Below are 26152 nucleotides of genomic sequence, written 5' to 3'. Positions count from 1 at the left end.
ACCGACTTCCGCAACATGGCCTACCCGTTCATCATCCGCCGTTGGAGCGCCTGGGCGCCGGGCTTGCAAACCCAGGACGACTGGCAACAATTTGCGGCCGGCCGGAAGCCGCCGGATCATCAACCCCCGCCGCCGCTGCAATACACGCCCAAACCCTTGCAACGCCGGCTCAGCCCGCTGGCGAAGGCGGCGATGTTCGTCGTCGAGCAATGCCTGACGCCCGGCGAACCAATGCCGGCCGTGTTCAGCTCGTCGCACGGCGAAATCGGCAAATGCCTGGACATGCTGAACGATCTGCAGCGCGGCGAGGAATTGTCGCCGACCGCGTTCAGCCTGTCGGTACACAATGCGATTGCCGGCCTGTTTTCAATCGCCTACGCCAACCGCTGCGAAATCAATTGCGTCGCCCCCGGCGCCGGCGGGCTCGGACCGGGCCTGATCGAAGCGCTAGGCTTATTACACGCCGGACACGGCGAAGTCCTGCTGGTGTATTACGACGAAGTATTGCCGGATTTCTTTCCTGCGACCGGTTTTGCGGCATCGTTACCGTTTCCCTGCGCGGCTGCGTTGCGGCTGGCGCTTACCGGCCCCGGTCTGGCGCTGGCGTTTTCGCCGACAAGCTCGACTCGTCAGGATGGCGAGCAACCGCTACAATTGCCGGCCTTTATCGAATTCCTGGCCGCCGACCAATCCGAATTGCATTTGGGAAACGGCGGCCGCGGTTGGCAATGGCAAAAACTCTGAGTCACAACATCAACTATCTTTGGCGACTGGCGGCAACCGCAATCAGCTTCGCCTGTTTCGGCCTCGGCGGTGTGCTGTTGTGGTTGGTGGTGTTTCCGTTGCTGGCGCTGCTGCCCGGCGACCGCCGCCGCAAAGCCTGCCGCGCCCAAACCATGGTCCATCTGAGCTTTTATGCCTTTATCGGCTTGATGCACCGGCTGGGCGTGATGAGTTACCAAATCTGCGGCGGCGAAAAACTGAATCGTCCCGGCCAACTGGTCGTCGCCAACCATCCGACCTTGGTGGATGTGGTGTTTCTACTCAGCCGCATCAAGCAAGCCAGTTGCATCGTCAAAGCCAGCTTGTGGCGCAATCCGGCCATGCGCGGCTCGATCCTGCATGCCGGCTACATCAGTAATGCCGATTCTCAGACCATGATCGCCGATTGTGCGGCGTGGCTGAACGGCGGCGGCGGTTTGATCGTGTTCCCGGAAGGCACCCGTTCGGTACCGGACCAGGCCTACCGCTTCCAACGCGGCGCCGCCGCGATTGCCCTGGCCGCCGACTGCGTGTTAACCCCGGTGACCTTGACCTGCACCCCCAGCACCTTGACCAAGAACCTGGCCTGGTACCGAATTCCGCCGCGGCGGTTTCATTTACGGATGGACGTCGGCGACGACATCGACCTGAGCGAGTACCGGCTACTGCAACCGCACTCGATCGCGGTGCGCCGGCTGACCCAAACTTTACTGGATTACTTCACCGAACAACGCCAAGCTTATGAGCAACACCGAAACTGAATTAAAACGCCTGATCGTCGATACGCTGGCTTTGGAAGACATCGACGCCGCCGACATCGACAGCTCGGCGCCGCTGTTTAACGGCGGGCTGGGGCTGGATTCGATCGACGCCCTGGAATTGGGCGTGGCGATCCGCAAGCAATACCAGGTTAAAATCGACGCCGAACAGGACGACGTGGCGCAGATTTTTTCGTCGGTTGCGGCTCTGGCTCAATTTATCGATTCCGCGCGCAGTTAACAGCTTATGAAAAATCGTGAACAAATTTTGGCCGCCATCCAGGACATCATGGTGGAAATGTTCGAAATGGATCCAGACCGCATAGAACCGGAAGCCCGCCTCTACGAAGACCTGGATTTCGACAGTATCGACGCGGTCGACATGATTGTGCGCCTGAAAGAACTCACCGGCAAAATGGTGAAACCCGAGGATTTCAAAACCGCGCGCACCATAGGCGACGTGGTCGAGGCCGTCCACCGCCTGATGCAGGATTGAGATGGCGCCGGGCTTGAATGCGCTGATCGGCCTGTTAACCGCGCTGTATCCGGCGGCGGTGTATTTCGGCCTGCAATACCTGCAACCCCGGCTCATCGCGCTGGCGCTCGCCGTGATGTTGCTGTTGCGCTTGGCCCTGATCCGCGCTGACTGGAGCAAACCATTGTTGCTGGCCGGCTTGGCCTACGCCGGCTTTGCAATCTGGAGCAATCAGGCCGTGGCCTTGCGCTTTTATCCGGCGCTGGTGAATGCGGTGATGCTGGCCATTTTCGGCGCCAGCCTGTTGCATCCACCTTCGATCGTCGAACGTCTGGCCCGGTTGAAGCAACCCGATCTGCCGGCGCAAGGCGTGTCGTATACCCGGCGCGTGACCCAGGTCTGGTGCGGCTTTTTTATCATCAACGGCGGCATCGCTGCGGCGACCGCGCTGTGGAGCAGTTTCCAGTTTTGGAGCCTATACAACGGCCTGATCGCTTACCTGCTGATGGGATTGCTGTTTGCCGGCGAATATTGGGTCAGGCTGCGCACGCTGAAACCGGAATAAGCTCTTGATTGCGCTGGCCGATTTACTCAGTGCCGAGCGGAGCGGAACCGTTGCCAGACACGGCGGCCGCGATTACAGCTTCGCCGAATTTCGCGCGGCGGTCGATGACTGGCGGGAATCGTTGTCCGCTGAAAACAGGCAAAAATATGCCTTGTTCTGCCACGACGCCTACCCGTTTGCGGTGTTGTTGTGCGCGCTGTGGCACGCCGGCAAGCAGGTCTGGCTCGCCGCCAACAACCGGCCCGGCACGGCGCAGCAACTGCAACAGGCCGGCTGCCGGCTGATCGGCGACTGGCAAGCCGGCTTCGATTATCGGCTAGACCAAGAGCGTGGGAGCATGCCGGTTTTCGGCCGTCTGCAGCCGGACGCGAACAATCTGGCGATTTTCACCTCCGGCTCGACCGGCGCGGCCAAATCGATAAGCAAATCCCTCCGACAGTTGCAAGCCGAAGTCGACACGCTGGAAAGGCTTTGGGGCCGGGATTTGGCCGGCAGCCGGATTCTGGCAACGGTCAGCCAGCAACACATTTACGGGCTGCTGTTCCGGGTGTTGTGGCCGCTAGCGGCCGGCCGCACCTTCCACAGCGAAACGGCGCTGGATGCCGAACATCTGGCTCGACAAGCCGCAGCCGGTCCGGCCTGCTGGGTCGCCAGCCCGGCCCATTTGAAGCGGCTGGCGGCCGATGCGCCGTGGCCCAGTCTGGCCGGGCTTTCCGCCATTTTCAGTTCCGGCGGCCCGCTTCCGGCCGAGTCCGCCGCACAGATTAAGCGCCATTGCGGCCGGGCGGCGCTGGAAATCTACGGTAGCAGCGAAACCGGCGGCATCGCCTGGCGCCGCTATCCCGATCCGGTCTGGCAATTGTTCGACGGCCTGAGTCTCGAACTAACCGACGGCAAGGCCTACCTGAGCTCACCCTATTTGCCGGATGAGAACGCACTGGAGCTGGACGACAGGCTGGATTTGCAAAGCAAGGACCGTTTCCTGTTGCACGGCCGCCGCGACCGTATCGTCAAAATCGAAGAAAAACGCTTGTCTCTAACCGAATTGGAACGGCATTTGGCGGATAACCCCTGGCTGAGCGAAGTCCATGCCCTGGCTTTGGCCGGCAGCCGCGACCAGTTGGCGGTCTGTGCGGTACTGTCCGCAGCCGGTAATGCGGCGATGGCCGCCCACGGCCGTAAAGCCTTGATCGGCAAGCTGAAGGAAGCTTTGCAGCCGTGGTTCGAAGCGGTGTTGATTCCACGCAAGTGGCTATTTCTGTCCGCCATGCCGACCACCGTGCAAGCCAAACTGGACAGCCAATTGCTGCAAACCTTGTTACAGAGCAACGACCGCATGCCGCTGTTGCAAACCGCCGACTTGCAGCCGGACACCGTGGTGCTGGGTTTGAAAGTGCCGCGCCAGCTGCGCTATTTTGCCGACCATTTCCCGGGTTATCCGATTCTGCCCGGTGTGGTGCAGATCGGCTGGGCCGAGCATTTCGGCAAACAACTTTTTAACATCAACGCGCCGTTTAGCCGTTTGGAAGCCGTCAAGTTCGCTAAACCGGTCCGTCCCGATTATGAATTGCAATTAACGCTGGACTGGCGCCGCGACAGCAACAAATTGAATTTCCGATTCAGCCAAGCCGAACAAGTCTATAGTTCCGGCCGTTTGACATACGCAGCGGACCCATCATGAATACCTGTTTGGTCATCCCGGTTTACAACCACGAACGTGCGATCGTGCCGTTGCTGGCGCGATTGAAACGCTTCGGTTTACCTTGCATTCTGGTCGACGACGGTAGCAGTCCGGCATGCCGGCAAGTACTGATCGAGTGTGCCGCCCGACACCGCAGTTGGATCACTCTGCTACAACGGCCGAGTAACGGCGGCAAGGGCGCGGCGGTAGTCGACGGTTTTCAAAGGGCCATCGCCCAGGGCTTCAGTCATGCGCTGCAAATCGACGCCGACGGCCAACATGACGTGGACGATATTCCCAAATTTCTGGAGCTGGGCTGCCAACATCCGGAAAAAATGATCTTGGGAACCCCGCAATACCAGAGCGACGCGCCAAAAAGTCGGGTTCATGGCCGAAAAATCACCAATTTCTGGATCGCAGTCAATACCTTGTCGACTGCTATCGGCGACGGCATGTGCGGCTTTCGCCTGTATCCATTGGCGGCGGTCGGGCAATTGCTGGCCGGCAGCCGGCTGGCGCCCGGCATGGCGTTCGATATCGATATCGTAGTGCGCTTGTACTGGCAAGGACTGGAGGCGGTCAACCTGGCGACCGCCGTTCGCTACCCCCTGGACGGCGTTTCGCATTTCGATCTATGGCGGGACAACTTGAAGATTTCGGCGGCCCACGCCCGCCTGTTTTGCGGCATGCTGCTTCGTCTCCCCCGCCTGCTGGCGCGGCATTGGCGATGAGAACCAAGCGGCATTGGTCGCAAATGCGGGACTGGAGCCTGGCTTGGGGTATGCACCTGTTGTTTGCGGTCTACCGACTGTGCGGACGGCAGATGCTGCAAGTCTTTCTCTACCCGGTCGTGACCTATTACTGGCTGGCAAATTCCGCGGCCAGACGCGCCAGCCGCGATTACTTGGCTAGATTGGCGGCTTTCCAGCCCGAGGTGAAGCTATCCGGCAGCCTGTTCGATAGCTACCGCCACTTCCTCGGCTTCGCCAACGCCATCATCGACAAACTGGCGGCCTGGTCGGGTCTGATCGCGGTAAACGATGTCGAATTCTCGGGCCGCGAACAACTATTGGCGGACCTTGCCGACGGCCGTGGCGCCTTGTTGCTGGCTAACCACCTGGGCAATCCGGAAGTATGCCGGGTCATGGCCGACCGCGACGCTGCCGTCAAGATCACGGTATTGGTACATACCAAGCACGCCGAAAAATTCAATCGCCTGCTCCGCCGTTACAACCCGGACAGTGCGATGAATCTATTGCAAGTCACCGAAATCAATGCCGCCACGGCCATGCTGCTGGCGGAAAAAATCGAACAGGGCGAACTGGTGGTGATTGCGGCCGACCGCACGCCGGTCAACGGCGGCCGTACCCTGACCGTCGATTTCCTGGGGGCGCCGGCCCGATTGCCGCTCGGGCCGTTCGTATTGGCCGGCCTGTTGAAATGCCCGGTGTATTACCTGTTTTGCGTCAAGTGCAAGGGCAGACACCAAATCGTGTTCGAACGAATCGGCGATGCGTTGAGTTGGCGGCGCGAACAGCGGGATGCCGTTATCCAACAAGCGGCCGCACTTTATGCGCAGCGGCTGCAACAGCATACATTGCAAGCGCCGTTGCAATGGTTCAATTTCTACGATTTCTGGCAGACATAAAAAAGCCGCCGTTCAAAAGAACGGCGGCCTACGCTGTATTTCCCAGCGGGCCGGCGGAAACCGGACCCGGTGTCGTTACCAGGTCAGAGTAAATACCGATCTAAAGTTTTTCGCCGGGGCATAGGTATAACCGGGAGCGGAAATACTGTTGATGGTATACACGCCGGATGCCGCCCTGACTTGTCTCGACGGTTTGGAGGTGTGAAACACGATACCGTCGGTTCCGGTTTTAGCAACCGAGGAACCGGACAGCGCACCCGACCAGGTGCCGGTTACCACCGCATTCGGCACCGGACGGCCTTGGGCATCAACCACTCTGAGCAAAATCATCCCGGTAGCAGTGGAGCCTCTGGCAACCATCAAACTGGCGGAGCCAACGGATACCGATTTCACTGCCGGCGCGATGACAACCACTTGCACCGATTTAGTATCGGTCAAATTGTACTGGTTGGTTACGGTCAGTTTTGCGGTAAAGGTCCCGGCGGTTTTGTAGATATAGACCGGGTTGGCACTGGTGGAGCTGCCGCCGTCGCCAAAGCTCCATTGGTATTTGACGATATTGCCGTTGCCGATGGATTTGTTGGCCGAGAAATTGACGGTCAATGCGCTAGGCCCGCTCAAGGTGGAAGCATCGATCACCGCAGCCGGTGCGGCGGCGCCGGCATTGGCAACCGGGAACGAGCCGGTGATGCTGTATTGGCCCAAGCTGGCGTAGGTCGGATAGCCATAATCGGTACCGGCAGCGGCATGAGCGCTGCCACTAACCGCCAGATAGTAAACGCCGGCAGGTACCGTACTGTTGATCGTTGCCGCCAACGAGGTTTCCGACGCACTGGTCGCAACCACGCTGCCATCGGCTTTGTAAAGCGTCGTTTTAACGTCCAGATTCGGACCTTTCGCCGCCGGTTTCACGCTCAGATTCACCAATCCGCCGGCCGTATTGACGATAAACATATCGATATCGGCAGCGGTTTCGATCACACCGAACGTGCTGATATTTGCTGTGGCGCCGGTTGCGGTATTGTTCAACGAGCTGGCGTTGCCGAAAAGATTACCGAAATCATCAATGCGCGCATTAAATCCGGCGGATGCCATCACCGCCAGATCGTTTTGCTGGTTATTGGCACCAGGATAGACGCCGGCACTCCACTGAGTCACATTTTTGTAGTAACCAACCCCCATGATCGGCGCCCAGCCGGTTTCGCCGGTACCGTGGCCGCTGTAATAACCTACCGTGGTGGTCCCGGAATTATGGCCGTCATGCAACAAGCCCAGGGTATGGCCGGCTTCATGCGATATCGCTTCCGCAATGTATTTTTCATTGTTGGCCAGCGATTGTTGGAACACCCATGCCGGTTGGTAGTAAGTGTTATTCACCATCGATACCACGCCGACGTAGGCGACACCACCGCAGTTACAACTGATGGTGCCGGTTTTGGTGATCACGACTTGGGTGCCGTAACTGGTATCGGCGGAACTGGTGCGGAGCAGCGCGTCGCTGCTGGGCGGCTCGGTGGTGACGTCGACGTCGAAGGCAATGTAATCCTCGGCCACCCGATTCCAGATACTGATGATATTGCTGCGTTCGTTGTCGTCGAATACCGCCGGGTTACCGCTCAAGTCGTAAGCCGGCGCGGTGATGGTAGAGCTGCTCCAAGCGGTTTTGCTGGCGGTGTAGCCGACGAAATTAAGATAAATGGTTTTGCTCGCGCCCGGTTTGCTATGCAATTTGAAGGCATTGGCCAGCTGCGCGGTAGAAGCGATCGGCACCGTGGTATTGCTGGTCGTCGCTGTGGTTGCACCGCCCGCCGTTTCGGGTTCGTGCGCGCCGGGATTACCGGCATCTTGGTCGACGTAAAACATCCGATTGTTCTCATCGACCCGCAACGAATCGTCGCTGAGTAGCATTTCCCGCAATTTGTCCGGTGTCAGGCCGTAACCGTCAGCCACCTTGGCCAATTCGGCCCCTAAAAAATCGATGGCGTGTTGCCCTTCGTAATTGACCGGCAATTCGACGGAAGTTACTGCGGCTTGGGCCAGCACCGCGCCGCCGGCGTTTGCCGCTTGCATCGGATCGCTGCCGTCGCCGTTGGCTCCGGTATCGATGATTTGTTTGATTTTACCGGCCTGATCGACTTGAACCATGTAGTTGCGGCCATGCATGACGCTATTGACCAAATCGCGGTTTTGGTCGAGATCTTTGCCAAGCAACTGAGAGGTATCTGCGGCGAATGCCAGAGAGGCGGAGCTTGCAGCAATGGCAAAAATGCCCGCCGCAATCTTGTTGAGCGTTTTCATATCGGTCACCTTTATATCATATGAACTGCAACAGGCACACCAACCGATCCAACCTGTTGCAGTGACGGCTTTGCGTTATCGCCGTCGAGTTAATGGAATGCACGGAAAGCTAAACTCGCTGAGTTTGCTTTCTGCACGGCTCATTGTTACGAGCATTGCGCCGGCGTTCTTTGAAGTAGCTCTAACTTAGCGAGACCCGGAGACCTACCTTGGCGAATTACTAGAGCCAGTCTTCAAAAAAGCCGCGCTCAGCAACGAATAAACTTGGTTAACCCGCCGCCGCGGGATATGCGAAAATCCCGGACGTTTTGATTTACGCAACCGGCATGTCCATTTCATCTTTACGCTACCCGGCCGGCTTCCGGCTCCACTCGAATCGCACACCGACGCCGTGACCCCACTGCCGCCCGTACTGTTCGACGGCTCGCCGTTGCCCATCGAATCCATCGCCGATCTGGCCCGCCAACGTCGTGGCGCTGGGTTAAGCGATAATCCGGACTTTGCCGCCCGCATCGACCGCGGTGCCGCCTTCGTCGACCGGCTATTGCAGGAAGAAGGCTGCGTCTACGGCGTCACCACCGGCTACGGCGACTCCTGCACGGTCGCCATTCCGGCCGATCGAGTTGAAGAATTGCCGATTCATTTGTACACCTTTCACGGCTGTGGTTTGGGCCATCACTTCGACGCCGAACAAAGCCGCGCGATTGTTGCCGCACGGCTGGCCAGTCTGGCTCAAGGTTATTCCGGAGTCAGATTCAAGCTGTTGCAACAAATCGCACTATTGCTGCAACACGACGTTTTGCCGTTGATTCCGCAGGAAGGCTCGGTCGGCGCCAGCGGCGACTTGACGCCTTTGTCTTATTTGGCGGCGGTGCTGGCCGGCGAGCGCGAGGTGCTGTACCGGGGACAACGCCGCCCGACCGCAGAGGTGTTTGCCGAATTGCAGATCGAAGCCTTACGCTTCCAACCCAAGGAGGCTTTGGCGATCATGAACGGCACCGCGGCTATGACCGGCCTGGCTTGTCTGGCTTTCGACCGCGCCGCCTATCTGGCCGCACTCTGCACCCGCATCACCAGCCTGACGGTGGCCGCCTTGCTGGGCAACGCCTACCACTTCGACGCCAAATTGTTTTCGTTGAAGCCGCATCCCGGCCAGATGCGGGTTGCGGCCCGAGTCCGCTCCGATCTGCAAATCACCGGCGAAGCGCCGCGCAACGACAAACGCTTGCAGGACCGCTATTCGCTGCGCTGCGCGCCGCATGTGATCGGCGCGCTGGAAGACGCCCTGCCCTGGCTGCGGCAACTGATCGAAACCGAATTGAACAGCGCCAACGATAATCCGTTGATCGATGCCGATGGCGAGCATGTCCTGCACGGCGGCCACTTTTACGGCGGCCACATCGCGATGGCGATGGACACTTTAAAAACCGCCGTCGCCAACTTGGCCGACCTGATGGACCGGCAACTCGCGCAACTGGTCGACCCCAAATTCAACCACGGCCTGCCGGCCAATCTAAGCGGCGCCTGCGGCGACCAGGCGCCTTTGAACCACGGCTTCAAGGCAGTGCAAATCGGCGTCTCGGCCTGGACCGCCGAAGCCTTGAAACTGACCATGCCGGCCAGCGTGTTCTCCCGTTCCACCGAATGCCATAACCAGGACAAAGTCAGCATGGGCACCATCGCCGCCCGCGACTGCATCCGGATTCTGGAACTGACGGAACAAGTGGCGGCAGCGTTATTGATCGCGAGCTGCCAGGCCTTGGAATTGCGCGGTAGCCTGGACCGCGGCGGACCGATGTTGCAAGCCACCCTGCACCAAGTCCGCGAACACGTAGCGTTTTTGACCGACGACCGGGCCCTGGAAGCCGATTTGCGCCGCTGCCTGAGCGCGATTCGGCAGCAGCAATGGCAACTGTATCCGTAACGCCATGCCCGAAAAATTGACCACCGAAGTCGAGTTTCTGGTTCCGTTCCACGATGTCGATATGATGGAAGTGGTTTGGCACGGCCACTATTGCAAGTATTTCGAGATCGCCCGCTGCGCCTTGCTGGAAAGCATCGATTACGACTACCGGCAAATGCGCGATTCGGGATTTTTCTGGCCTATCATCGACTTGCACCTGCGCTATATAAAACCGGCGCGTTTCGGCCAGCGCATTTTGGTGCGCGCCACGCTGAGCGAGTGGGAAAACCGGCTGAAAATCGACTATCTGATCCGCGACCACGCCAGCGGCAGCCGGCTATGCAAGGGCCACAGCGTACAAGTGGCGGTGGATATCCAAACCCGGGAAATGCGTTTCGAATCGCCGCCGGTTTTGTTCGCCAAACTCGGGATCGAAAAACCATGAAAACCTTATCCGCCCTGCTGCTCTGGCTATCCGCCGCCGCCGCCCAGGCCGACGACGCCTTGGCCGCCGTCAAATCCCGGCTGACGCCGACGGAAATCGTCCAAGGCCATTTCCGCCAGGAAAAACAACTGAAATTTCTGAGCAAACCGCTGATTTCGGAAGGCGAATTCACCTTCCAGCAGCAACGCGGCGTGATCTGGAAAACCGTCAGTCCGGTCGAGTCGGTGCTGCTGATCGGGCAAAACCGCTTAATCACCAGCCAGGGCGAGCAAGCCCTGCCGGCCAGTTTCGGCCGCGTGTTTCCGGCCATGCTCGGTGGCGATTTCGCCGAGCTAAGCGCAGACTTCAGCACCAGCGCCGAGATGCAAGCCGATTCCTGGCGCCTGACATTGCTGCCGAAAGACCCGCTGCTCGGCAAAGCCATCGCCGCCATTTACCTGGCCGGCGACAGCGAATTGCGCAGCGTGGAAATTCGCGAAACCGGCGGCAACGTGTCGCGGATCGGCTTCGATCAGATCAGCCGCCCAGCCCAACTCAGCCCGCAACAGGCGGCCGAATTTGCGCGTCTATCGCCCTAGACTTTACGCGGCGCTGTGGCTGCTGGGCATGCTGGCCCTGGTCTGGCTGACCCTGCAAAATCTGCGGCGGGATTGGCTGGAAACCGGCTTCCTGGCGCTACTGCCGCAGGCCGAACAACGGCCGGAGGTTGCAAACGCCATCGAACGCCACAATCAGGCCGTCAACCGCAAAGTGGTCTGGCTGGCCGGCGCTGCCAACGCCGGTCAAGCGCTAACCCTGGCTGAAACGGTGAAGACGCGCCTCGCCGCCAGCGGGCTATTCGCCGAGTTGACCTTACAAATTCCGCAGCAACAGTACCGGCAAAGTTACCTGCAACTGTTTAGTTACCGCTACCAACTGCTGGACGCAAAAACCCGGCAAGCCTTGCAGCACGATCCAGAGCGCTTGCTGCGCGACAATCTGGAAACGCTGTACAGCCCGCTCGGCCAGTTGCAAGCCGCCAATCTGGAACACGACCCGTTGTTGCTGTTCAGCCGCTACTTCGCCGCGCAAAACCCACTGCAACTGAATATCGAACACGGCGCCGTGGTGGTGCCGGACGGACAGATGGTCTGGGCCCTGCTGGTCGGCGAATTGCCCGACCGAGATTTGAAACTCGACAAGCTGGAACTCTTGCTGAGCCTGAATCAAAGTTTGCAAAACCAAGTGCGCCAACAAGGCGGCGAACTGCTGGCGACCGGCCTGCCGCTGTTTACCGCCTACGGCGCCCACCAGGCCCAACACGAAATATCCACCATCGGCAGCGGCTCGACGCTGGGGGTGGTATTGCTGCTCTGGCTGACTTTCCGCAGCCCCCGGCCCTTGCTGCTGTGTTGCCTGGCCGTTGGCGTCGGCCTGCTGACCGCCTGGAACTTGAGCCTGCTGCTGGTCCCGAAACTGCACATAATGACCTTGGTATTCGGCTCCAGCTTGATCGGCGTGGTGGTCGATTACGCGTTGCATTTTTTTTGCGACGGCCTCGGCCTGCCGCACTGGACGCCGCGCCGCGGCTTGACGTACGTGCTGCCGGGCATAGCCTTCGGCTTGCTGACCAGTTTGTTGGGTTATGCCGGCCTCGGCTTCTCGCCGTTTCCGGGCTTGCGGGAAATGGCGCTGTTCTCGGCACTGGGTCTGGTCGCCTCCTGGCTCACCGTGGTCATGCTGTTTCCGGTTCTGCTCACCCGCTTCCGGCCGCAACACCAATTCGGCATGCTGAGTCTGGCCGGCTACTGGCAGCGCAACTGGCCGGAACGGCTACACCGCCATCGGCGTTATCTCTGCGCCGGATTCGGGCTACTGCTGGTCGGCGGCCTGAGCCAGTTGCGCGCGCAGGACGACGTTCGCCTGTTGCAAACCGCCCCAACCGAAATTACCGCAGCGGACGCCGAAATCAGACGGCTACTGCCGATCGGCCGCGACAACCAATTCTTCCTGGTCTCCGGGGCAGACCTGGCCGACTGGTACCGCAACGAACGCGGCCTGCTCGACGCGCTGGCACCGCTAACCGCGCAAGCCAAACTCAAGCAGTTCGATGGCGTCAGTTCGCACTGGCCGGACCCGACCCAACAACGAGCCGATTACCAGTTACTAAAAACCGGCGTTTACCGGCCGGATTTGTTGCAGCGCTATATGCTGAACCTCGGATTCGAGCAAACGGCAATCGATAGTGAGTTACAAAATTTCGCAGCCGCAGAATCAAAAACGTTGAGCCTGGACGAATGGCTGGCAAGCGCCAACCCCAATCTGCGCCAGCAGTGGTTGGGCTGCAACGCCGAGGCTTGCCGCAGCATCGTGACTTTAGCCGGCATCGCCAATCTGGCGCCGCTACCAGCGCTGGCCGATTTGCCCGGCGTCGTCTGGGTGGACCACGTATCGCAATTGTCGGATTTATTCCAGCGCTACCGGCAGCGAGTTACAGTGCTGTTGCTCGGGGTGTGCGGCTTGATTCTGGGCATCCTGATTTATCGCCTGGGCTGGCGCGACGGCGGGCAGGTGATGTCGGTGCCGCTGTTGGCGATGTTAACGGCGCTGGCGACGTTGGGCTGGTTCGGCGAATTGTTTACGCTGTTCAATCTGTTCGCGTTGCTGTTGGTGTTGGAAGTTGCCGTCGACTATGCGGTGTTCTTCCATATGGCAGCTGCTTCCGCCGGTACGGTTGACAAGCGCGATACGACCACGCTGGCGGTGGCCTTGTCGGCCTTCACCACCCTGCTGGGCTACGGTTTGTTGGCAAGCAGTTCCACCGCCATCGTCCATGCCTTCGGCGTGACCTTGGCCGCCGGTGTCGGCAGCGCCTTCCTGCTGGCGCCGCTCATCGGCTTTAACGCCAATAATTCCAAGCAATGAAGCCCACACCCGCTTCGCCGCCGGCCAGCAAACCCGCCAAACGCTACAGGTGGTTATTTTTGCTGGCGCTACTGGCGATACTCGGCGCTGCGGTCTGGAACCTGCGCTTTCAGATCAGCGAACGGCTCTTGATCCGGGCGTTGCAATTGAGTCCGCTGGCCGCAACCGAATTATCCGGCCTTCAATTCGACGCCGGGCAGGTGCAACTGGCCCGGTTCGGATTTGCGCTGGAAACCGCCGCCGGCCCGTTGCAAGTAACGCTGGAAAACGTCGCCGCCGATTATCGGCTCGACCCGTTGGGTGTGGATGCCGTCGATATCGGCCGCGCGACGCTGAAGCTGGACTACCGGCCCGCTGCCGACAACCCCGCGGCGGCCGCTGCGGACGCCGAGCGCCAGCGCTTGCCGCTGCCGCCGGTACGCATCGCCCAGCTCGATCTGCAAATCGCCACACCCTGGGGCGACAGCAATTTCAACGGCAGCGCCCAATTCGGACTGACGCCGCCCGCCGCTTACCGGCTGAATCTCGAGGACGGCCGGCAAAGCCTGACCCTGGATTTGGCCGCCGACATGAGTAATTTCGACCTGACGCTGGCGGGCGCGAACCGCGCCCGGATTCTGACGCTGGACGGCTCCGGCTTCGGCAGCGCTGCCGGCAAGCTGAGCCTGCGCGGCACACTGGGCGACATCGCCGCCTGGCTGGCAAGCACGCCGTTGCTGCCGGCCAAGCTGCGGCCGGCCGGCGCGCCGACGGCGTTGGCGGCGCAACTCGGCAACAGCCGATTAAATCTGGACTTGCACAGTTCCGACGGCTTCGGCCACAGCCAGGGCCGTTTGTCGCTGATTCGCGATAAAGCCATTCTGGCCGAAGCCAACGCCGCGATCAGCCGACAACCGCAGCCGGCCGCCGAGATTACCGGCAGGCTGGCGCTGACCGCCGGCGAAGCCTTCGACCTGGCCAAACCCTGGCTCCCGGAAACCGCCCGCAACTGGAACGTGGCCTCGGGCCAGATCGCTGCCACCTGGCAAATCTATTGGCAAGCGCAACTCAAACGCGGCAAAGCCGACATTGATGTCTCCGATTTGGCGTTAACCGCCGGACCGGCGCGCTTGCTGCACAGCGATATCCACGTCGCCGTCCCTGACCTCGGCGCCGGCAGCGGCGAACTCAGCGCCCGGATTCGGACGCTGGAATTGGGCGACGGCTTGACCGGCCGCGATCTGGAGATAGACGCCGCCTACCGGGAACCGGAACTGAATCTGAAGCGGGCCCGGCTGGCCATCTTCGGCGGCGAGCTGGAACTGGCACCGGCGACGTTCGATATTAGCCAGATGCCGCTGGCCTTGACCCTGCAAGCCCGGCAAATCGATCTGGCCCAGCTATTGGCCAGCCTGGATTATCCACAATTGTCCGGAACCGGCAGCGTCGACGGCGAACTGCCGTTAACGCTGGCGACCGACAGCATCGAGCTGCAAAACGGCACCCTGTCCGGCACCCGCCCCGGTACTTTGCGCTACCTAAGCCCGGCCGACGACGGCAATCTGGCGTTTCAAGCGCTACGCAACCTGGTTTACCATCGCTTGCAAGCTCAATTAAACTACCAGCCCAACGGCGATTACCGGATCGGCTTGCGCCTGGAAGGCCATAATCCGCAAGTGCTGTCCGGGCACCCATTGGCCTTTAACCTGAACATCAGCGGCCAATTGCCGGAGCTATTGCGCCGCGGTTTGGTGGCCGGCAATTTCGAACGCGCGATACTGGAAGAAGTCGGACAACAAACGACCCAACCCAAAGCCCAGCCCGCTGGGAAACCATAACCAACGCTGCCGCCGGCGGCCGAGAGGAGAAAATAATGAAATTAGCAGCGCAGTACCTACTGCCGGTCTGGGCCGTCTGGATACTGGCGGGATGCTCGCCGTCCGTCAAACTCGAAGCCCCGGACAAACCGATCGAGATCAACATGAACGTCAAAATCGAACACGAAATCCGCCTGAAAGTGGAAAAAGACGTCGACGATTTGATTTCCAGCCAAAAAGGCCTGTTCTAAGGAGTCCCCATGTTAGCGAAAACCGCACAATCCCTGTTATCCGCCCTGGCCCTGGGCTTGATGTTGTCCTTCTCCGCCGTAGCCGCCGATCTGGCGCAACTGAAAGCCGCCGGCACCGTCGGCGAACGCAGCAACGGCCTGTTGGGCCTGGTCAAAGCGGACGCCCCGGCCGAAGTCAAAGCCTTGGTCGACAACATCAACGCCCAACGTCAGGCCGAATACCAACGCATCGCCGCCAAGAACGGCGTCAGCCCGGAAGAGGTCGCGCGGCTGACGGCGCAAAAAGTCATCAACCAAGCTGCGCCGGGCCAGTTTGTCGATACCGGATCGGGGTGGCAGCAGCGGTGATGGGTAATCGGTCGGCTGAGAAATCCAGGTTGAATCAATCTGAGCTTATCTCCATGCGGCCTTCCGCTGCGAACGAGTGGCAATTGGCGCACGATATAACCCGGGACAACATGGCACCTTACTACCGGTCGCTAGGCCGCGAATGGGACACAGCACTATATCGTGAGAGTTGGCCCACCACAGAGAACATTACAATCGAACATTCCGGCGTCGTGGTGGGTTTTCTCCGGCTTACTCAACAGCCGCCGGCAATGTATATCCGCGATCTGCAAATTATCGAAACCGCCAGAGGCCTTGGCCTAGGCTCCTATGCCATCGCCAGCGCGGAACAGTTGGCCCGAAAACAAGGGATTGACACAATCCGGCTCAGGGCCTTCGCCTCAAATCCAGCGATACGTCTTTACAAACGGCTAGGCTTTGCGCCGTTAAGCGAAATAGCAGGACTTGTGACCTTGGAAAAACAGCTGTCCCGTTAGCTTTCGAATCAAGCCGACTGAAATCACCAAACGCGACATTGCGTTACCGAATCGACTCCGGGCCGGCGGCCTGGGAGTCGTACCCGCCCAAAAACCCCGCTTTTTATGTTGGTTAAATAACAAGACCCTACAAACAATGTTGCCAACCCCACCATGCCAAACCGGAAAATCAGAATTTTTTATCATTTAAAATCAACAACATAAAAACAAATACCACATTGGCACGGCCATTGCTCTTATCAGGTTGTTATTAACAACACCCACTCAAGAGGAGAAGACCATGGCGAAACTACGTCAATGCGCTATTTACGGTAAAGGTGGTATCGGTAAATCCACCACTACCCAAAACCTGGTTGCCGCTCTGGCGGAAGCCGGTAAAAAAGTGATGATCGTCGGCTGCGACCCTAAAGCCGATTCTACTCGCTTGATCCTGCACTCAAAAGCTCAAACCACCATCATGCACTTGGCTGCAGAAGCTGGTAGCGTCGAGGACTTGGAACTGGAAGACGTGTTGAAAGTCGGCTACGGCGACGTTAAATGCGTTGAATCAGGCGGTCCAGAGCCAGGAGTTGGCTGCGCCGGCCGTGGTGTTATCACCGCGATCAACTTCCTGGAAGAGGAAGGCGCTTACGACGACGAACTCGACTTCGTGTTCTACGACGTATTGGGTGACGTTGTTTGCGGCGGTTTCGCGATGCCTATTCGCGAAAACAAAGCGCAAGAAATTTACATCGTTTGCTCTGGCGAGATGATGGCCATGTACGCGGCCAACAACATCGCCAAAGGTATCGTCAAATACGCCAACTCAGGCGGCGTTCGTTTGGCCGGTTTGATCTGCAACTCTCGTCAAACAGCTCGTGAAGACGAACTGATCGAAGAGTTGGCAAGACAAATGGGCACTCAAATGATCCACTTCGTACCACGTGACAACGTTGTACAACGTGCCGAAATCCGTCGTATGACGGTTATCGAGTACGAACCAACCGCCAAACAAGCCGACGAATACCGCGCCTTGGCTCAAAAAGTTCTGAACAACAAAAACCTGGTGATCCCTACTCCGATCAGCATGGACGAGCTGGAAGAGTTGTTGATGAACTTCGGTCTGATGGAAGAAGAAGACGAATCTTTGGTTGGCAAAACCGCCGCTGAAGAATAAGTCTAGCTAGAAACCGGCGGGCGGTTGACCGCCCGCCACCCTATCAGTTCCCAAAAACTGTCTGTTGGGGGATTACCCACGACATTAGGAGGAAAACATCATGGCTGCCATGACAAGAGAAGAGACTGAAGCGCTGATCGCAGAAGTGCTGGAAGTCTATCCTGAGAAAGCCAAGAAAGACCGCGCCAAGCACTTGGCGGTAAACGATCAAAGCTTGGAAAAATCCAATAAATGCATTACTTCAAACCGTAAATCCTTGCCGGGCGTGATGACCATCCGTGGTTGCGCGTATGCCGGTTCCAAGGGTGTGGTTTGGGGTCCGATCAAGGACATGATCCACATTTCCCACGGTCCTGTCGGCTGCGGCCAATATTCCCGCGCCGGCCGCCGTAACTATTACGTCGGTACCACCGGTGTCAACACCTTCGGTACGATGAACTTCACTTCGGATTTCCAAGAGAAAGACATCGTCTTCGGCGGCGACAAAAAGCTGGCCAAATGTATCGACGAGATCGAAGCTTTATTCCCATTGCACAAAGGTATTTCCGTGCAATCCGAGTGCCCGATCGGTCTGATCGGCGACGACATCGAAGCCGTATCCAAAAACAAAGCCAAAGACATCGGTAAAACCGTGGTGCCGGTGCGTTGCGAAGGTTTCCGCGGCGTATCCCAATCTCTGGGCCACCATATCGCCAACGACGCGATTCGTGACTGGGTGTTGGACAAACGCGACGGCGACGATAGCTTCCCGACCACTCCGTACGATGTCGCGGTAATCGGCGACTACAACATCGGTGGTGACGCTTGGGCTTCACGGACTTTGTTGGAAGAAATGGGTCTGCGCGTCGTTGCGCAATGGTCCGGCGACGGTACCATCGCCGAGATCGAAAAAACCCCGAAAGTGAAACTGAACCTGATCCACTGCTACCGTTCGATGAACTACATCGCCCGGCACATGGAAGAAAAGTACAGCATTCCCTGGATCGAGTACAACTTCTTCGGCCCGACCAAAATCGCCGAGAGCTTGCGCAAAATCGCCGCTCACTTCGATGACACCATCAAAGAAGGCGCAGAACGCGTGATCGCTCGTTACCAAGCCGAGTACGAAGCGGTTATCGCCAAGTACAAACCACGCCTGCAAGGCAAAAAAGTCATGTTGTACATCGGCGGCTTGCGTCCACGCCACGTCATCGGTGCATACGAAGACTTGGGTATGGAAGTGGTCGGTACCGGTTACGAATTCGGTCACAACGATGACTACGACCGTACCATCAAGGAAATGGGCAATGCCACCTTGTTGTACGACGACGTCACCGGCTACGAATTCGAAGAATTCGTGAAAAAGGTCAAACCCGACTTGGTCGGTTCCGGCATCAAGGAAAAATACATTTTCCAAAAAATGGGTATCCCATTCCGGCAAATGCACTCCTGGGATTATTCAGGCCCATACCACGGCTACGACGGCTTCGCCATCTTCGCCCGCGATATGGATATGACCCTGAACAACCCTTGCTGGAAACAAATCCAGGTGCCCTGGAAAAAAGCCGAATCCGAAAGCGAAGCGGTAAAAGCGGTTGCTTAATCGGCAGGGTGGACGCGGTATCGCGTTCACCTTCCCAGATCGATGGGTGGACGTCGAAACGGCGATCACCCTCCAGACCCAATCCATTCAACGCCGGACCACAGATTAGTGGCGCGTTTAGGAGATTATCATGAGCCAACAAGTCGACAATATCCAACCGAGTTATCCTTTATTCCGTACCGACGAATACAAGGAAAATCTTGCCAACAAGCGCGCGATGTACGAAGAACGTCATCCGCAAGATCAAATCGACGAAGTATTCCAATGGACCACCACCCAGGAATACCAAGAACTGAACTTCAGCCGCGAAGCGATCACGATCAACCCGGCTAAAGCCTGCCAACCTCTGGGCGCGGTACTGTGCGCACTGGGCTTCGAAAAAACCATGCCGTACGTGCACGGTTCGCAAGGTTGCGTCGCTTACTTCCGGACTTACTTCAACCGTCACTTCAAAGAGCCGGTATCTTGCGTCTCCGACTCCATGACCGAAGATGCGGCGGTATTCGGCGGTCAGAAAAACATGTTCGCCGGCCTGGAAAACGCCAAAGCCTTGTACAAACCGGACATCATCGCGGTATCGACCACCTGTATGGCGGAAGTTATCGGCGACGACTTGAACGCGTTTATCAACAACGCCAAAAAAGAAGGCCACGTCGATCAAGACTTCCCGGTACCGTTTGCTCACACCCCAAGCTTCGTGGGTAGCCACACCACCGGCTGGGACAACATGTTCGAAGGCATGGCGCGTTACTTCACGCTGAAAAGCATGGAAGGCAAAGAGCCAGGCAAAAACGGTAAAATCAATTTTGTACCCGGTTTCGAAACCTATTTGGGCAACTACCGCATCATCCACCGGATGATGAAAGAAATGGGCGTGGGCTATACCCTGCTCAGCGATCCGACCGAAGTATTGGATACTCCGGCCGACGGTACTTTCCGGATGTATTCCGGCGGCACCACCATGGACGAAATCAAGGATGCGCCGAACGCGATTACCACCGTGCTGCTGCAACCCTGGCAATTGGAAAAAACCAAAAAGTTCGCCGAAACCACTTGGAATCACGACGTACCGAAACTGAACATTCCGATGGGCTTGGAATGGACCGACGCATTCCTGATGAAAATCTCCGAACTGAGCGGCAAAGCCATTCCGGAATCGTTGGAAAAAGAGCGCGGCCGTTACGTGGACATGATCACCGACTCCCACGCCTGGTTGCACGGCAAAAAATTCGCGCTGTACGGCGACGCCGACTTTGCCTTGGGCATGACCAAAATGCTGCTGGAATTCGGTGCCGAAGTCAGCGACGTGCTGGTTAACCACGCCAACAAACGTTGGAAAAAAGCCTGCGAAGCGATCCTGGCCGAATCTCCTTACGGCCAAAATGCCACGGTACATATCGGTCGCGACTTGTGGCACTTCCGTTCCTTGATGTTCACCAACAAACCGGACTTCATGATCGGCAACAGCTACGGCAAATTCATCCAACGCGACACCTTCTACAAAGGTGAAGAGTTCGAAGTGCCGCTGATCCGCATCGGTTTCCCGATCTTCGACCGCCACCACTTGCACCGCATGACCACCCTGGGTTACGAAGGCGGCATGTATGTGCTGACCACCCTGGTCAATGCGGTTCTGGAGCAGTTGGACAAAGAAACCAAAGGTATGGGCACTACCGACTACAACTACGACTTGATCCGCTAAGATCGAAGCGCGTAGGGTGGGCGCCGCCAGGCGCCCACCGCCATTCCTGCCAGGCGGGCAATTGCCCGCCTCACGCTATCCCAAAGGAGAATCCCCATGCCCAGCGTCATGCTTAGAAAGCGCGAAGACGGTAAGCTGTTGTTCTACATTGCTAAAAAAGACTTGGAAGAAACCATAGAATCCCTGGAGTTCGATACCGCCGACAAATGGGGCGGCGAAGTTATGCTCGGCGACGGCTCGAAATACTACTTCGAACCGCTGTCCCCGGCACCGAAAATCCCGACCACGTTACAAGCGAAACGTTTAGCGGAGGAATAAAGCCATGTCCCTTTACATCGTAGCCGAAGAGTGTATTTCCTGTGGCGATTGCCTGCCGGTGTGCCCGACCGATTCGATCAAGGAAGGCGCCATCGTCTTTGAAATCAACAAAAAAACCTGTACCGAGTGCAACGGCGATTACGACGAACCGCAATGCGTCAAAGTCTGCCCGATCGACAACTGCATTCTGCCGCTAGCGGCCTAGAGCGATGGACCGGTCGAGCTTAAGCCGGGAACTGGCTCTCAGGATCGGGTTGGCCGCACGCGCCCTGCCCGATACCTCGCCGAAATTGTTCGTCTCGGTGTTGCGCGCCTGCGCCGGCCCCGTGCTTGACGAAACGAAGCTCGCCCAACTCGGCGAAGCGCAATTGCATCAAGCGCTCGGCAATTTCGGTGTAAAAACCGATGCCGATTCGGTGCGCACCGCACTGACGCTCCTGCAACGCCCGACTGCGCACGCCAATCCGGCGCCGCAACCGCGCTTGGCCGACCTGCCCGGCTCCATCCTGGTAGCCGTGGGCAGCGACGATCCGCAACAAGTCGTCGGCCATTTCGGCTCTTGCCGCCAATTCCTGGTGTATCAGGTTTCGGCTAGCGAAGCGCGTTTGATCGATATCCGCAGCGTCGATAGCGACGCCCAACGCCGCCACGACGACAAAAACGCCTACCGCGCGCAATTGATCGCCGATTGCCGCGTACTGTATGTGGCCTCGATCGGCGGGCCGGCCGCCGCCAAAATCATCAGGTACGGCCTGCACCCGATTAAAACCGAGCAAGGCGAAGCGATCAACCAAGTCATCCACCAACTGCAAAGCGTGCTGAGCCAAACCCCGCCGCCATGGCTGGCCAAATCGATGGGGATTGCCCCGGCACCACGCATTTGTTTCGAACAGGAATCTTAAAGATGATCAGTCCAGACCAACTGCAAACCATTGCCGACCGCATCAACGGCACCACGCTGAGCGAAAGCGTGGTCACCGAATTGCGCGGCGAATTTCCCGGCATCCACTTCACCTATTGCATGGAAGACGACATTCCCAACCACGAACCGTTGCTGGAAGGCAGCGGCTTCAATCTGTATCTGGTCGACGGCCGCGAACATTGCCTGTGTCTGACCCGTAACTACGAACACGCGTCAGGCATCGTCATCGCCGAAGTCATTCCCGAATAGGGAGGCGGCATGAGCGACGCGGACCGTCCCGTCAGCCTACCGATCGCCGATTGCAGCATTTGCCCGTTCCGCGGCAAAACCTTGCTGATGGGCCGCTGCATGCCCGGCGATACCTGCGTTACCGCCCAAAGCGGCCGCCAAATCGACCGCTTCTTCCGCGTCAACCCGGTGTACGCAGTCAATTTTCTGCGCGATAAATTCTGGGAGCGCCGCGCCATCGCCGTGCGTTACTCGCCGCTGAAAGCCTTGTTGCCGCTGATCGCAGACGAGGACGAGGTGGTACGCCGCGCCGTCGCCTTCCGCCTGCCCGCGCAACAACTGGCGGCGCTGATCGAAGACCCGGATCGCGAAGTGCGGATGACCGTGGCCGATCGGATCGACGCCGACAATCTGGAACGGCTGGCGGACGATCCGGATTACATCGTCCGCCTCACCGTCGCCAAGCGCCTGCCGCCGGGCCGGCTGTTCCGCTTCATCAAGGACGAGGATTTGCAGGTGCGCAAGCGGGTCGCGGAACGCCTGCCGGAAGTCAGCCTGGGCCTGATGGCCAACGACCCGGCGCCCGACGTGCGCCGCATCGTCGCCGAACGCATGCCGGCCGACGATGCGGCGCTGCTGTTGCACGATAGCGACTGGGTAGTGCGCTATACCGCGGCGCTGAAGGCCGATCCGGCCGAACTGGTCGCGCTGGCGGACGACCCGGAACCGGACGTGCGCGAACTGGTGCGGCAACGTTTACAATCAACCTCTACTCCAGAAGCCGATCATGACTGAAGCCAAACTCAATCTTGCCGGACAAGACATCACCGACTGCTGTAAAAAAGTCATTCCGGGGCAAACCGACGACCTGCTGCTCAGCAAATTGCAGGCGTTGGTGCCGGATTACCCGATTCATCTGGCCCTGACCGGCGACGAGTGGTACAAGCTGGGCGGCGTGGTCGACATGAACGGCTCCCGCATCGCCAACGACATCATCGAGTGGGCCGAACGCACCTACCTGGAGTGCGGCCAGAATCTGCAAACCCTGATCGACCACGCGCTCGAGTTGCAGTTGATCGCCACCCGCCAGACCGGCAAGACCCTGTATTTCGTCGTGCAAACCGGCGACAAGGCCGAAGACTTTACCCTGATCGAAATCGACAAAACCCACGAAGTCTCGGACCGGATGCTGATCGACGAAACCAATCCGCCGGCCGACCTGGAAGAGCTGATCGACCCGATCCAGCCGTTCTGCATCGAAAGCTACGGTTTCGGCCACTCCCGCTACACCTACCGGCGCAAGACCGACGTCAGGCTGTTCATGGAAGTCATCAACGAACGCCACCCCGGCGAGCATCCGGTGCAACGCTTCATGGACGACTGGAACCGCAGCAGCGCCGGCCAGAAACACCGGATGAGCGAGGACTGGGTCATCCGCCCCTACCGCCACACCGGCCGCTTCGGCGAACAAATCGTCAACGTCGAAATCGTCAACACCCACAAAAACCACCTGCCGCACCTGGAAGACTTCGCCGGCAAGAAAGGCAGCTCGCTCAGCAACGTGCTGAGCCGCTTCGACCGCCAGGCCGGCTACCCCTTCGCCTGGTTCTTCTACATGCTGAAAGGCAAGCTGGTATCCACCCACAGCGCCGAATCGGTGTACAAGGACATTTCCGGGGATTTCGCCTACTTGCCGGAACGGGACGAGGCGGTGCTGAGGGATTGGATTTCTACGCCGTATAACGTTTGATCCCTGTCTGACATAGGATGGGCACGGGTTTTGTGCCCATCGCATTCCCTGCTAAGCTTTCTCCTGACTATCGCAAATCAGATAGCATCCGATTTGGGATGGTATACACTATCTAATCAGTTGTTAGGGATCTCATGGCAACCTCCGTTCACGTCACCGTTCCGATGTTTGAAAAGGGCCGCAGCTTCGTCATGGCAGGAGCACTGGTGAAAGCCTACGAAGGGCATCGGTTCGTCTATTTGCACCTCTTGTGCCAAGGACTGGAGTGCATTGGCAAGGCCCTTTTGCTAGCGCACGACTACGAGAAGTACGAGCCAAAGCTGAAGAGCGACTTCGGTCACGGCCTCGAATACCTCATTGCTGAAGTCGACAAGAGTCGGGGCAGCGCATTCTTCTCCCAGGAGGCGCATAGGGAACTCAAGGCCCTCGATTCCTACTACAAGCGCCACATGCTTCGCTATGGCGACCCCTCAGATTTCAAGAAGGAGTCAGCCCAGCTCAAGGCCGATAGTCTTCACCGTGAACTTGTCGAATCACTTGATTCTCTCAACACGAAGCTCGTGGTGACCGGCGATGCCTAACTTCAAGTCCCTTGGCGGGCGTTCGGTCAGGGCTCTTAACCCGCCGACGTCTAACCCCTCAGTCAAGGGGAAGTCTTGCGGCAAGCCGCAAGACTTCCGTTACCTCGAACGCTAACCATTTCCAAATGCCATCTGTTATGTATAAGAAGATTGATATTTCAGAACGCCAACTTGAAGAGCTTATCCGTAAACACTCCGGGTTAATTGAAGAGGGTATGTCGTATATTTCACACCAAAATCGGCTACCGAACGGGCGACTTGATGTGCTCTTAATCGACAGTGGAAAGTCTTTGGTTGTTGGAGAGCTGAAGGTGGTTGAAGACGATGCAATGCTTATGCAGTGCCTCGATTATTACGATCTGTAATGGTCAACAAAAACCGGACACTTGTTTAGGCAGCGTCTCTCGAAAATTCCCGCTCGAATTCGATCGGGGATTGATAGCCCAATGTTGAATGCGATCGACGGCCGTTGTAAAAAGCCAAATAGTCGATCACGCTCAGTTTTGCCGCCTCTTGGGTTTTGAATTTTTCGTAGTTGAGCTGTTCATGCTTCAAGCTACGGAAAAAGCGTTCCGTCGGCGAATTGTCCCAGCAATTGCCTTTTCGGCTCATGCTTTGCTCCATGCGCATCACGGCCAGATGTTGGCGATATTCTCGACTCGCATACTGACTACCACGATCCGAGTGATGCAGCAGACCAGGTGGCGGTTTGCGACGCCAGAAGGCCATTTGTAATGCCTTGACACAGAGCGAGGTCCGCATGTGGTCGTCAATGGCCCAGCCCACCACTTGGCGGGAGAATAGATCGATAACGACCGCGACATACAGCCAGCCCTGTAACGTCCAGACATAGGTAATATCCGTGCTCCACACTTGATTTGGCTGAGCGACCTTGAATTGGCGATCCAGCCGATTTGGGGAGATGGCCTCGCTGTGGTTGCTGTCCGTGGTCACTTTAAATCGTTTGGGGTAGCGAACTTTTAACTTCAACTCCCGCATGATCCGCCGCGTTTTAAAGCGGCCGACGGCAAAACCCTGTTTCTGCAAGCGATCCGCTAAGCGACGCGAACCAAAGCACTGCTTGTTGTCGGTAAAGATTTGACACACTTTATCGGTAAGCTGTTGATCCTGCCGCTTTTTATCACTGCCTTGTGAGGCGGTGCACCATTCGTAGTAAGCACTAGTGCCAACGCCCATGACCCGACACAGTACGGTGACTGGATAGGTCTTCTGTTGCTCTCGAATAAACCCGTACTTTATTCGGTTTCTTTCGCAAAGAAGACTGCGGCCTTTTTTAAGATTTCGCGCTCCATTCGCAACTGTTCATTTTCCTTCCGTAAGCGGATCAATTCGTCACGGTCCCCCAGATTCAGACAAGACTTTTTTACCGCCGATTCGTTCGCCGAAGGCTTGCGTTCCGCTCGTACCCAGCGTCCTAGGGCGCTTTGCGATATGCCCAAATGATCGGCTGCCTGCTGTTGGCTGTAGCCTTTTTCCAGAACCAGTTTGGCGGCATCTTGTTTGAATTCCAGGCTGTATTTTGGCCGATTGTGTTTTTTGTCGTTACTCATGACCACCTCTGCTAACAGTATAAATTCTGCCT

Annotated in this window: 30 protein-coding genes; 27 read left to right on the top strand and 3 right to left on the bottom strand. The window is 57.9% G+C overall.

Annotated elements, in window-relative coordinates; translation table 11 throughout:
* The first annotated feature begins 15 nt into the window (after positions 1-15).
* Genes PL263_RS19500 through PL263_RS19465 form a run of 8 tightly spaced genes read left to right on the top strand, consistent with a single transcriptional unit; the run spans position 16 to position 5889 of the window.
* Complete coding sequence (locus PL263_RS19500) at positions 16-744, top strand: beta-ketoacyl synthase chain length factor (protein WP_278210936.1); 729 nt, start codon at positions 16-18, stop codon at positions 742-744.
* Positions 729-1523, top strand: coding sequence for a 1-acyl-sn-glycerol-3-phosphate acyltransferase (locus PL263_RS19495; protein ID WP_278210935.1), 795 nt, complete (start codon positions 729-731; stop codon positions 1521-1523). The genes PL263_RS19500 and PL263_RS19495 overlap by 16 nt, the downstream gene beginning before the upstream one ends.
* The gene (locus PL263_RS19490) at positions 1504-1761 is read left to right on the top strand and encodes a phosphopantetheine-binding protein (protein WP_140914219.1); all 258 of its coding nucleotides are present in this window, start codon (positions 1504-1506) and stop codon (positions 1759-1761) included. Before PL263_RS19495 ends, PL263_RS19490 begins: the two co-directional genes overlap by 20 nt.
* A 6-nt stretch (positions 1762-1767) precedes the next feature.
* Positions 1768-2016: an acyl carrier protein gene (locus PL263_RS19485; protein WP_278210934.1), complete on the top strand. Its 249-nt coding sequence runs from the start codon at positions 1768-1770 to the stop codon at positions 2014-2016.
* Position 2017: 1 nt separating this feature from the next.
* Positions 2018-2560, top strand: coding sequence for a hypothetical protein (locus PL263_RS19480; RefSeq protein ID WP_278210933.1), 543 nt, complete (start codon positions 2018-2020; stop codon positions 2558-2560).
* A gap of 4 nt (positions 2561-2564) precedes the next feature.
* Positions 2565-4241 carry an AMP-binding protein gene (locus tag PL263_RS19475; RefSeq protein ID WP_278210932.1) on the top strand — a complete coding sequence of 559 codons (1677 nt, stop codon included), beginning with the start codon at positions 2565-2567 and terminating at the stop codon, positions 4239-4241.
* A complete protein-coding gene (locus PL263_RS19470; RefSeq protein WP_278210930.1) occupies positions 4238-4972 on the top strand; it encodes a glycosyltransferase family 2 protein in 735 nt (244 codons plus the stop codon). The genes PL263_RS19475 and PL263_RS19470 overlap by 4 nt, the downstream gene beginning before the upstream one ends.
* Complete coding sequence (locus PL263_RS19465) at positions 4969-5889, top strand: hypothetical protein (RefSeq protein ID WP_278210929.1); 921 nt, start codon at positions 4969-4971, stop codon at positions 5887-5889. Before PL263_RS19470 ends, PL263_RS19465 begins: the two co-directional genes overlap by 4 nt.
* Before the next feature lie 75 nt (positions 5890-5964).
* Here the strand turns inward: PL263_RS19465 and PL263_RS19460 are convergent, their stop codons facing one another.
* The gene (locus PL263_RS19460; RefSeq protein WP_278210928.1) at positions 5965-8187 is read right to left on the bottom strand and encodes a PKD domain-containing protein; all 2223 of its coding nucleotides are present in this window, start codon (positions 8185-8187) and stop codon (positions 5965-5967) included.
* A gap of 391 nt (positions 8188-8578) precedes the next feature.
* Between PL263_RS19460 and PL263_RS19455 the strand changes: the two genes are divergently transcribed.
* The 19 genes from PL263_RS19455 (at position 8579) to PL263_RS19365 (ending at position 24914) form a co-directional block, all read left to right on the top strand.
* Complete coding sequence (locus PL263_RS19455) at positions 8579-10111, top strand: aromatic amino acid ammonia-lyase (RefSeq protein WP_278210927.1); 1533 nt, start codon at positions 8579-8581, stop codon at positions 10109-10111.
* A 4-nt stretch (positions 10112-10115) separates the two neighbouring features.
* Positions 10116-10535, top strand: a complete 420-nt coding sequence (locus PL263_RS19450) for an acyl-CoA thioesterase (protein WP_278210926.1) — start codon at positions 10116-10118, stop codon at positions 10533-10535.
* Positions 10532-11113: an outer membrane lipoprotein carrier protein LolA gene (locus PL263_RS19445; RefSeq protein WP_278210925.1), complete on the top strand. Its 582-nt coding sequence runs from the start codon at positions 10532-10534 to the stop codon at positions 11111-11113. The genes PL263_RS19450 and PL263_RS19445 overlap by 4 nt, the downstream gene beginning before the upstream one ends.
* The gene (locus PL263_RS19440; protein WP_278210924.1) at positions 11094-13439 is read left to right on the top strand and encodes an MMPL family transporter; all 2346 of its coding nucleotides are present in this window, start codon (positions 11094-11096) and stop codon (positions 13437-13439) included. Before PL263_RS19445 ends, PL263_RS19440 begins: the two co-directional genes overlap by 20 nt.
* On the top strand, positions 13436-15256 hold the full coding sequence (locus PL263_RS19435; protein ID WP_278210923.1) for a YdbH domain-containing protein: 1821 nt from the start codon (positions 13436-13438) through the stop codon (positions 15254-15256). Before PL263_RS19440 ends, PL263_RS19435 begins: the two co-directional genes overlap by 4 nt.
* Positions 15257-15291: 35 nt before the next feature.
* The gene (locus tag PL263_RS19430) at positions 15292-15486 is read left to right on the top strand and encodes a YnbE family lipoprotein (RefSeq protein ID WP_140914208.1); all 195 of its coding nucleotides are present in this window, start codon (positions 15292-15294) and stop codon (positions 15484-15486) included.
* 9 nt (positions 15487-15495) lie between these two features.
* Positions 15496-15834 (top strand): YdbL family protein, encoded by a 339-nt coding sequence (locus PL263_RS19425; RefSeq protein WP_278210922.1) that lies wholly within the window; start codon positions 15496-15498, stop codon positions 15832-15834.
* Between the two features lie 83 nt (positions 15835-15917).
* Entirely contained in the window at positions 15918-16310 is a 393-nt protein-coding gene (locus PL263_RS19420) for a GNAT family N-acetyltransferase (protein WP_278210921.1), read from the top strand.
* A 280-nt stretch (positions 16311-16590) separates the two neighbouring features.
* A complete protein-coding gene (gene nifH / locus PL263_RS19415; protein WP_278210920.1) occupies positions 16591-17466 on the top strand; it encodes a nitrogenase iron protein in 876 nt (291 codons plus the stop codon).
* Positions 17467-17566: 100 nt separating this feature from the next.
* Entirely contained in the window at positions 17567-19048 is a 1482-nt protein-coding gene (gene nifD / locus PL263_RS19410) for a nitrogenase molybdenum-iron protein alpha chain (RefSeq protein ID WP_140911810.1), read from the top strand.
* 130 nt (positions 19049-19178) lie between these two features.
* Positions 19179-20750, top strand: a complete 1572-nt coding sequence (nifK, locus tag PL263_RS19405; protein ID WP_140911809.1) for a nitrogenase molybdenum-iron protein subunit beta — start codon at positions 19179-19181, stop codon at positions 20748-20750.
* 96 nt (positions 20751-20846) lie between these two features.
* The gene (gene nifT / locus PL263_RS19400) at positions 20847-21068 is read left to right on the top strand and encodes a putative nitrogen fixation protein NifT (RefSeq protein ID WP_140911808.1); all 222 of its coding nucleotides are present in this window, start codon (positions 20847-20849) and stop codon (positions 21066-21068) included.
* A 4-nt stretch (positions 21069-21072) separates the two neighbouring features.
* Positions 21073-21273, top strand: coding sequence for a 4Fe-4S binding protein (locus tag PL263_RS19395; RefSeq protein WP_140911807.1), 201 nt, complete (start codon positions 21073-21075; stop codon positions 21271-21273).
* 4 nt (positions 21274-21277) lie between these two features.
* Positions 21278-21970, top strand: coding sequence for a nitrogen fixation protein NifX (nifX, locus tag PL263_RS19390; protein ID WP_278210919.1), 693 nt, complete (start codon positions 21278-21280; stop codon positions 21968-21970).
* 2 nt (positions 21971-21972) lie between these two features.
* Positions 21973-22239, top strand: a complete 267-nt coding sequence (locus PL263_RS19385) for a DUF6129 family protein (RefSeq protein WP_140911805.1) — start codon at positions 21973-21975, stop codon at positions 22237-22239.
* Positions 22240-22248: 9 nt separating this feature from the next.
* Complete coding sequence (locus tag PL263_RS19380) at positions 22249-23013, top strand: 4Fe4S-binding leucine-rich repeat protein (protein ID WP_278210918.1); 765 nt, start codon at positions 22249-22251, stop codon at positions 23011-23013.
* Positions 23006-23968 (top strand): hypothetical protein, encoded by a 963-nt coding sequence (locus tag PL263_RS19375; RefSeq protein WP_278210917.1) that lies wholly within the window; start codon positions 23006-23008, stop codon positions 23966-23968. The genes PL263_RS19380 and PL263_RS19375 overlap by 8 nt, the downstream gene beginning before the upstream one ends.
* Positions 23969-24102: 134 nt before the next feature.
* Positions 24103-24549 (top strand): hypothetical protein, encoded by a 447-nt coding sequence (locus PL263_RS19370; RefSeq protein WP_278210916.1) that lies wholly within the window; start codon positions 24103-24105, stop codon positions 24547-24549.
* Between the two features lie 137 nt (positions 24550-24686).
* Positions 24687-24914, top strand: a complete 228-nt coding sequence (locus tag PL263_RS19365; protein ID WP_278210915.1) for an endonuclease NucS domain-containing protein — start codon at positions 24687-24689, stop codon at positions 24912-24914.
* Between the two features lie 25 nt (positions 24915-24939).
* Here PL263_RS19365 and PL263_RS19360 read toward each other — a convergent pair whose 3' ends face one another.
* Positions 24940-25794 (bottom strand): IS3 family transposase, encoded by an 855-nt coding sequence (locus tag PL263_RS19360; protein WP_278212847.1) that lies wholly within the window; start codon positions 25792-25794, stop codon positions 24940-24942.
* A gap of 11 nt (positions 25795-25805) precedes the next feature.
* Positions 25806-26120: a transposase gene (locus tag PL263_RS19355; RefSeq protein WP_278209330.1), complete on the bottom strand. Its 315-nt coding sequence runs from the start codon at positions 26118-26120 to the stop codon at positions 25806-25808.
* Positions 26121-26152 lie beyond the last annotated feature (32 nt).

It is taken from the genome of Methylomonas sp. EFPC3, from assembly GCF_029643245.1.
GTDB lineage: Bacteria > Pseudomonadota > Gammaproteobacteria > Methylococcales > Methylomonadaceae > Methylomonas > Methylomonas koyamae_B.
Note: the sequence above shows the minus strand (reverse complement) of the source record. Positions and strands in the feature narration are given on the sequence as shown.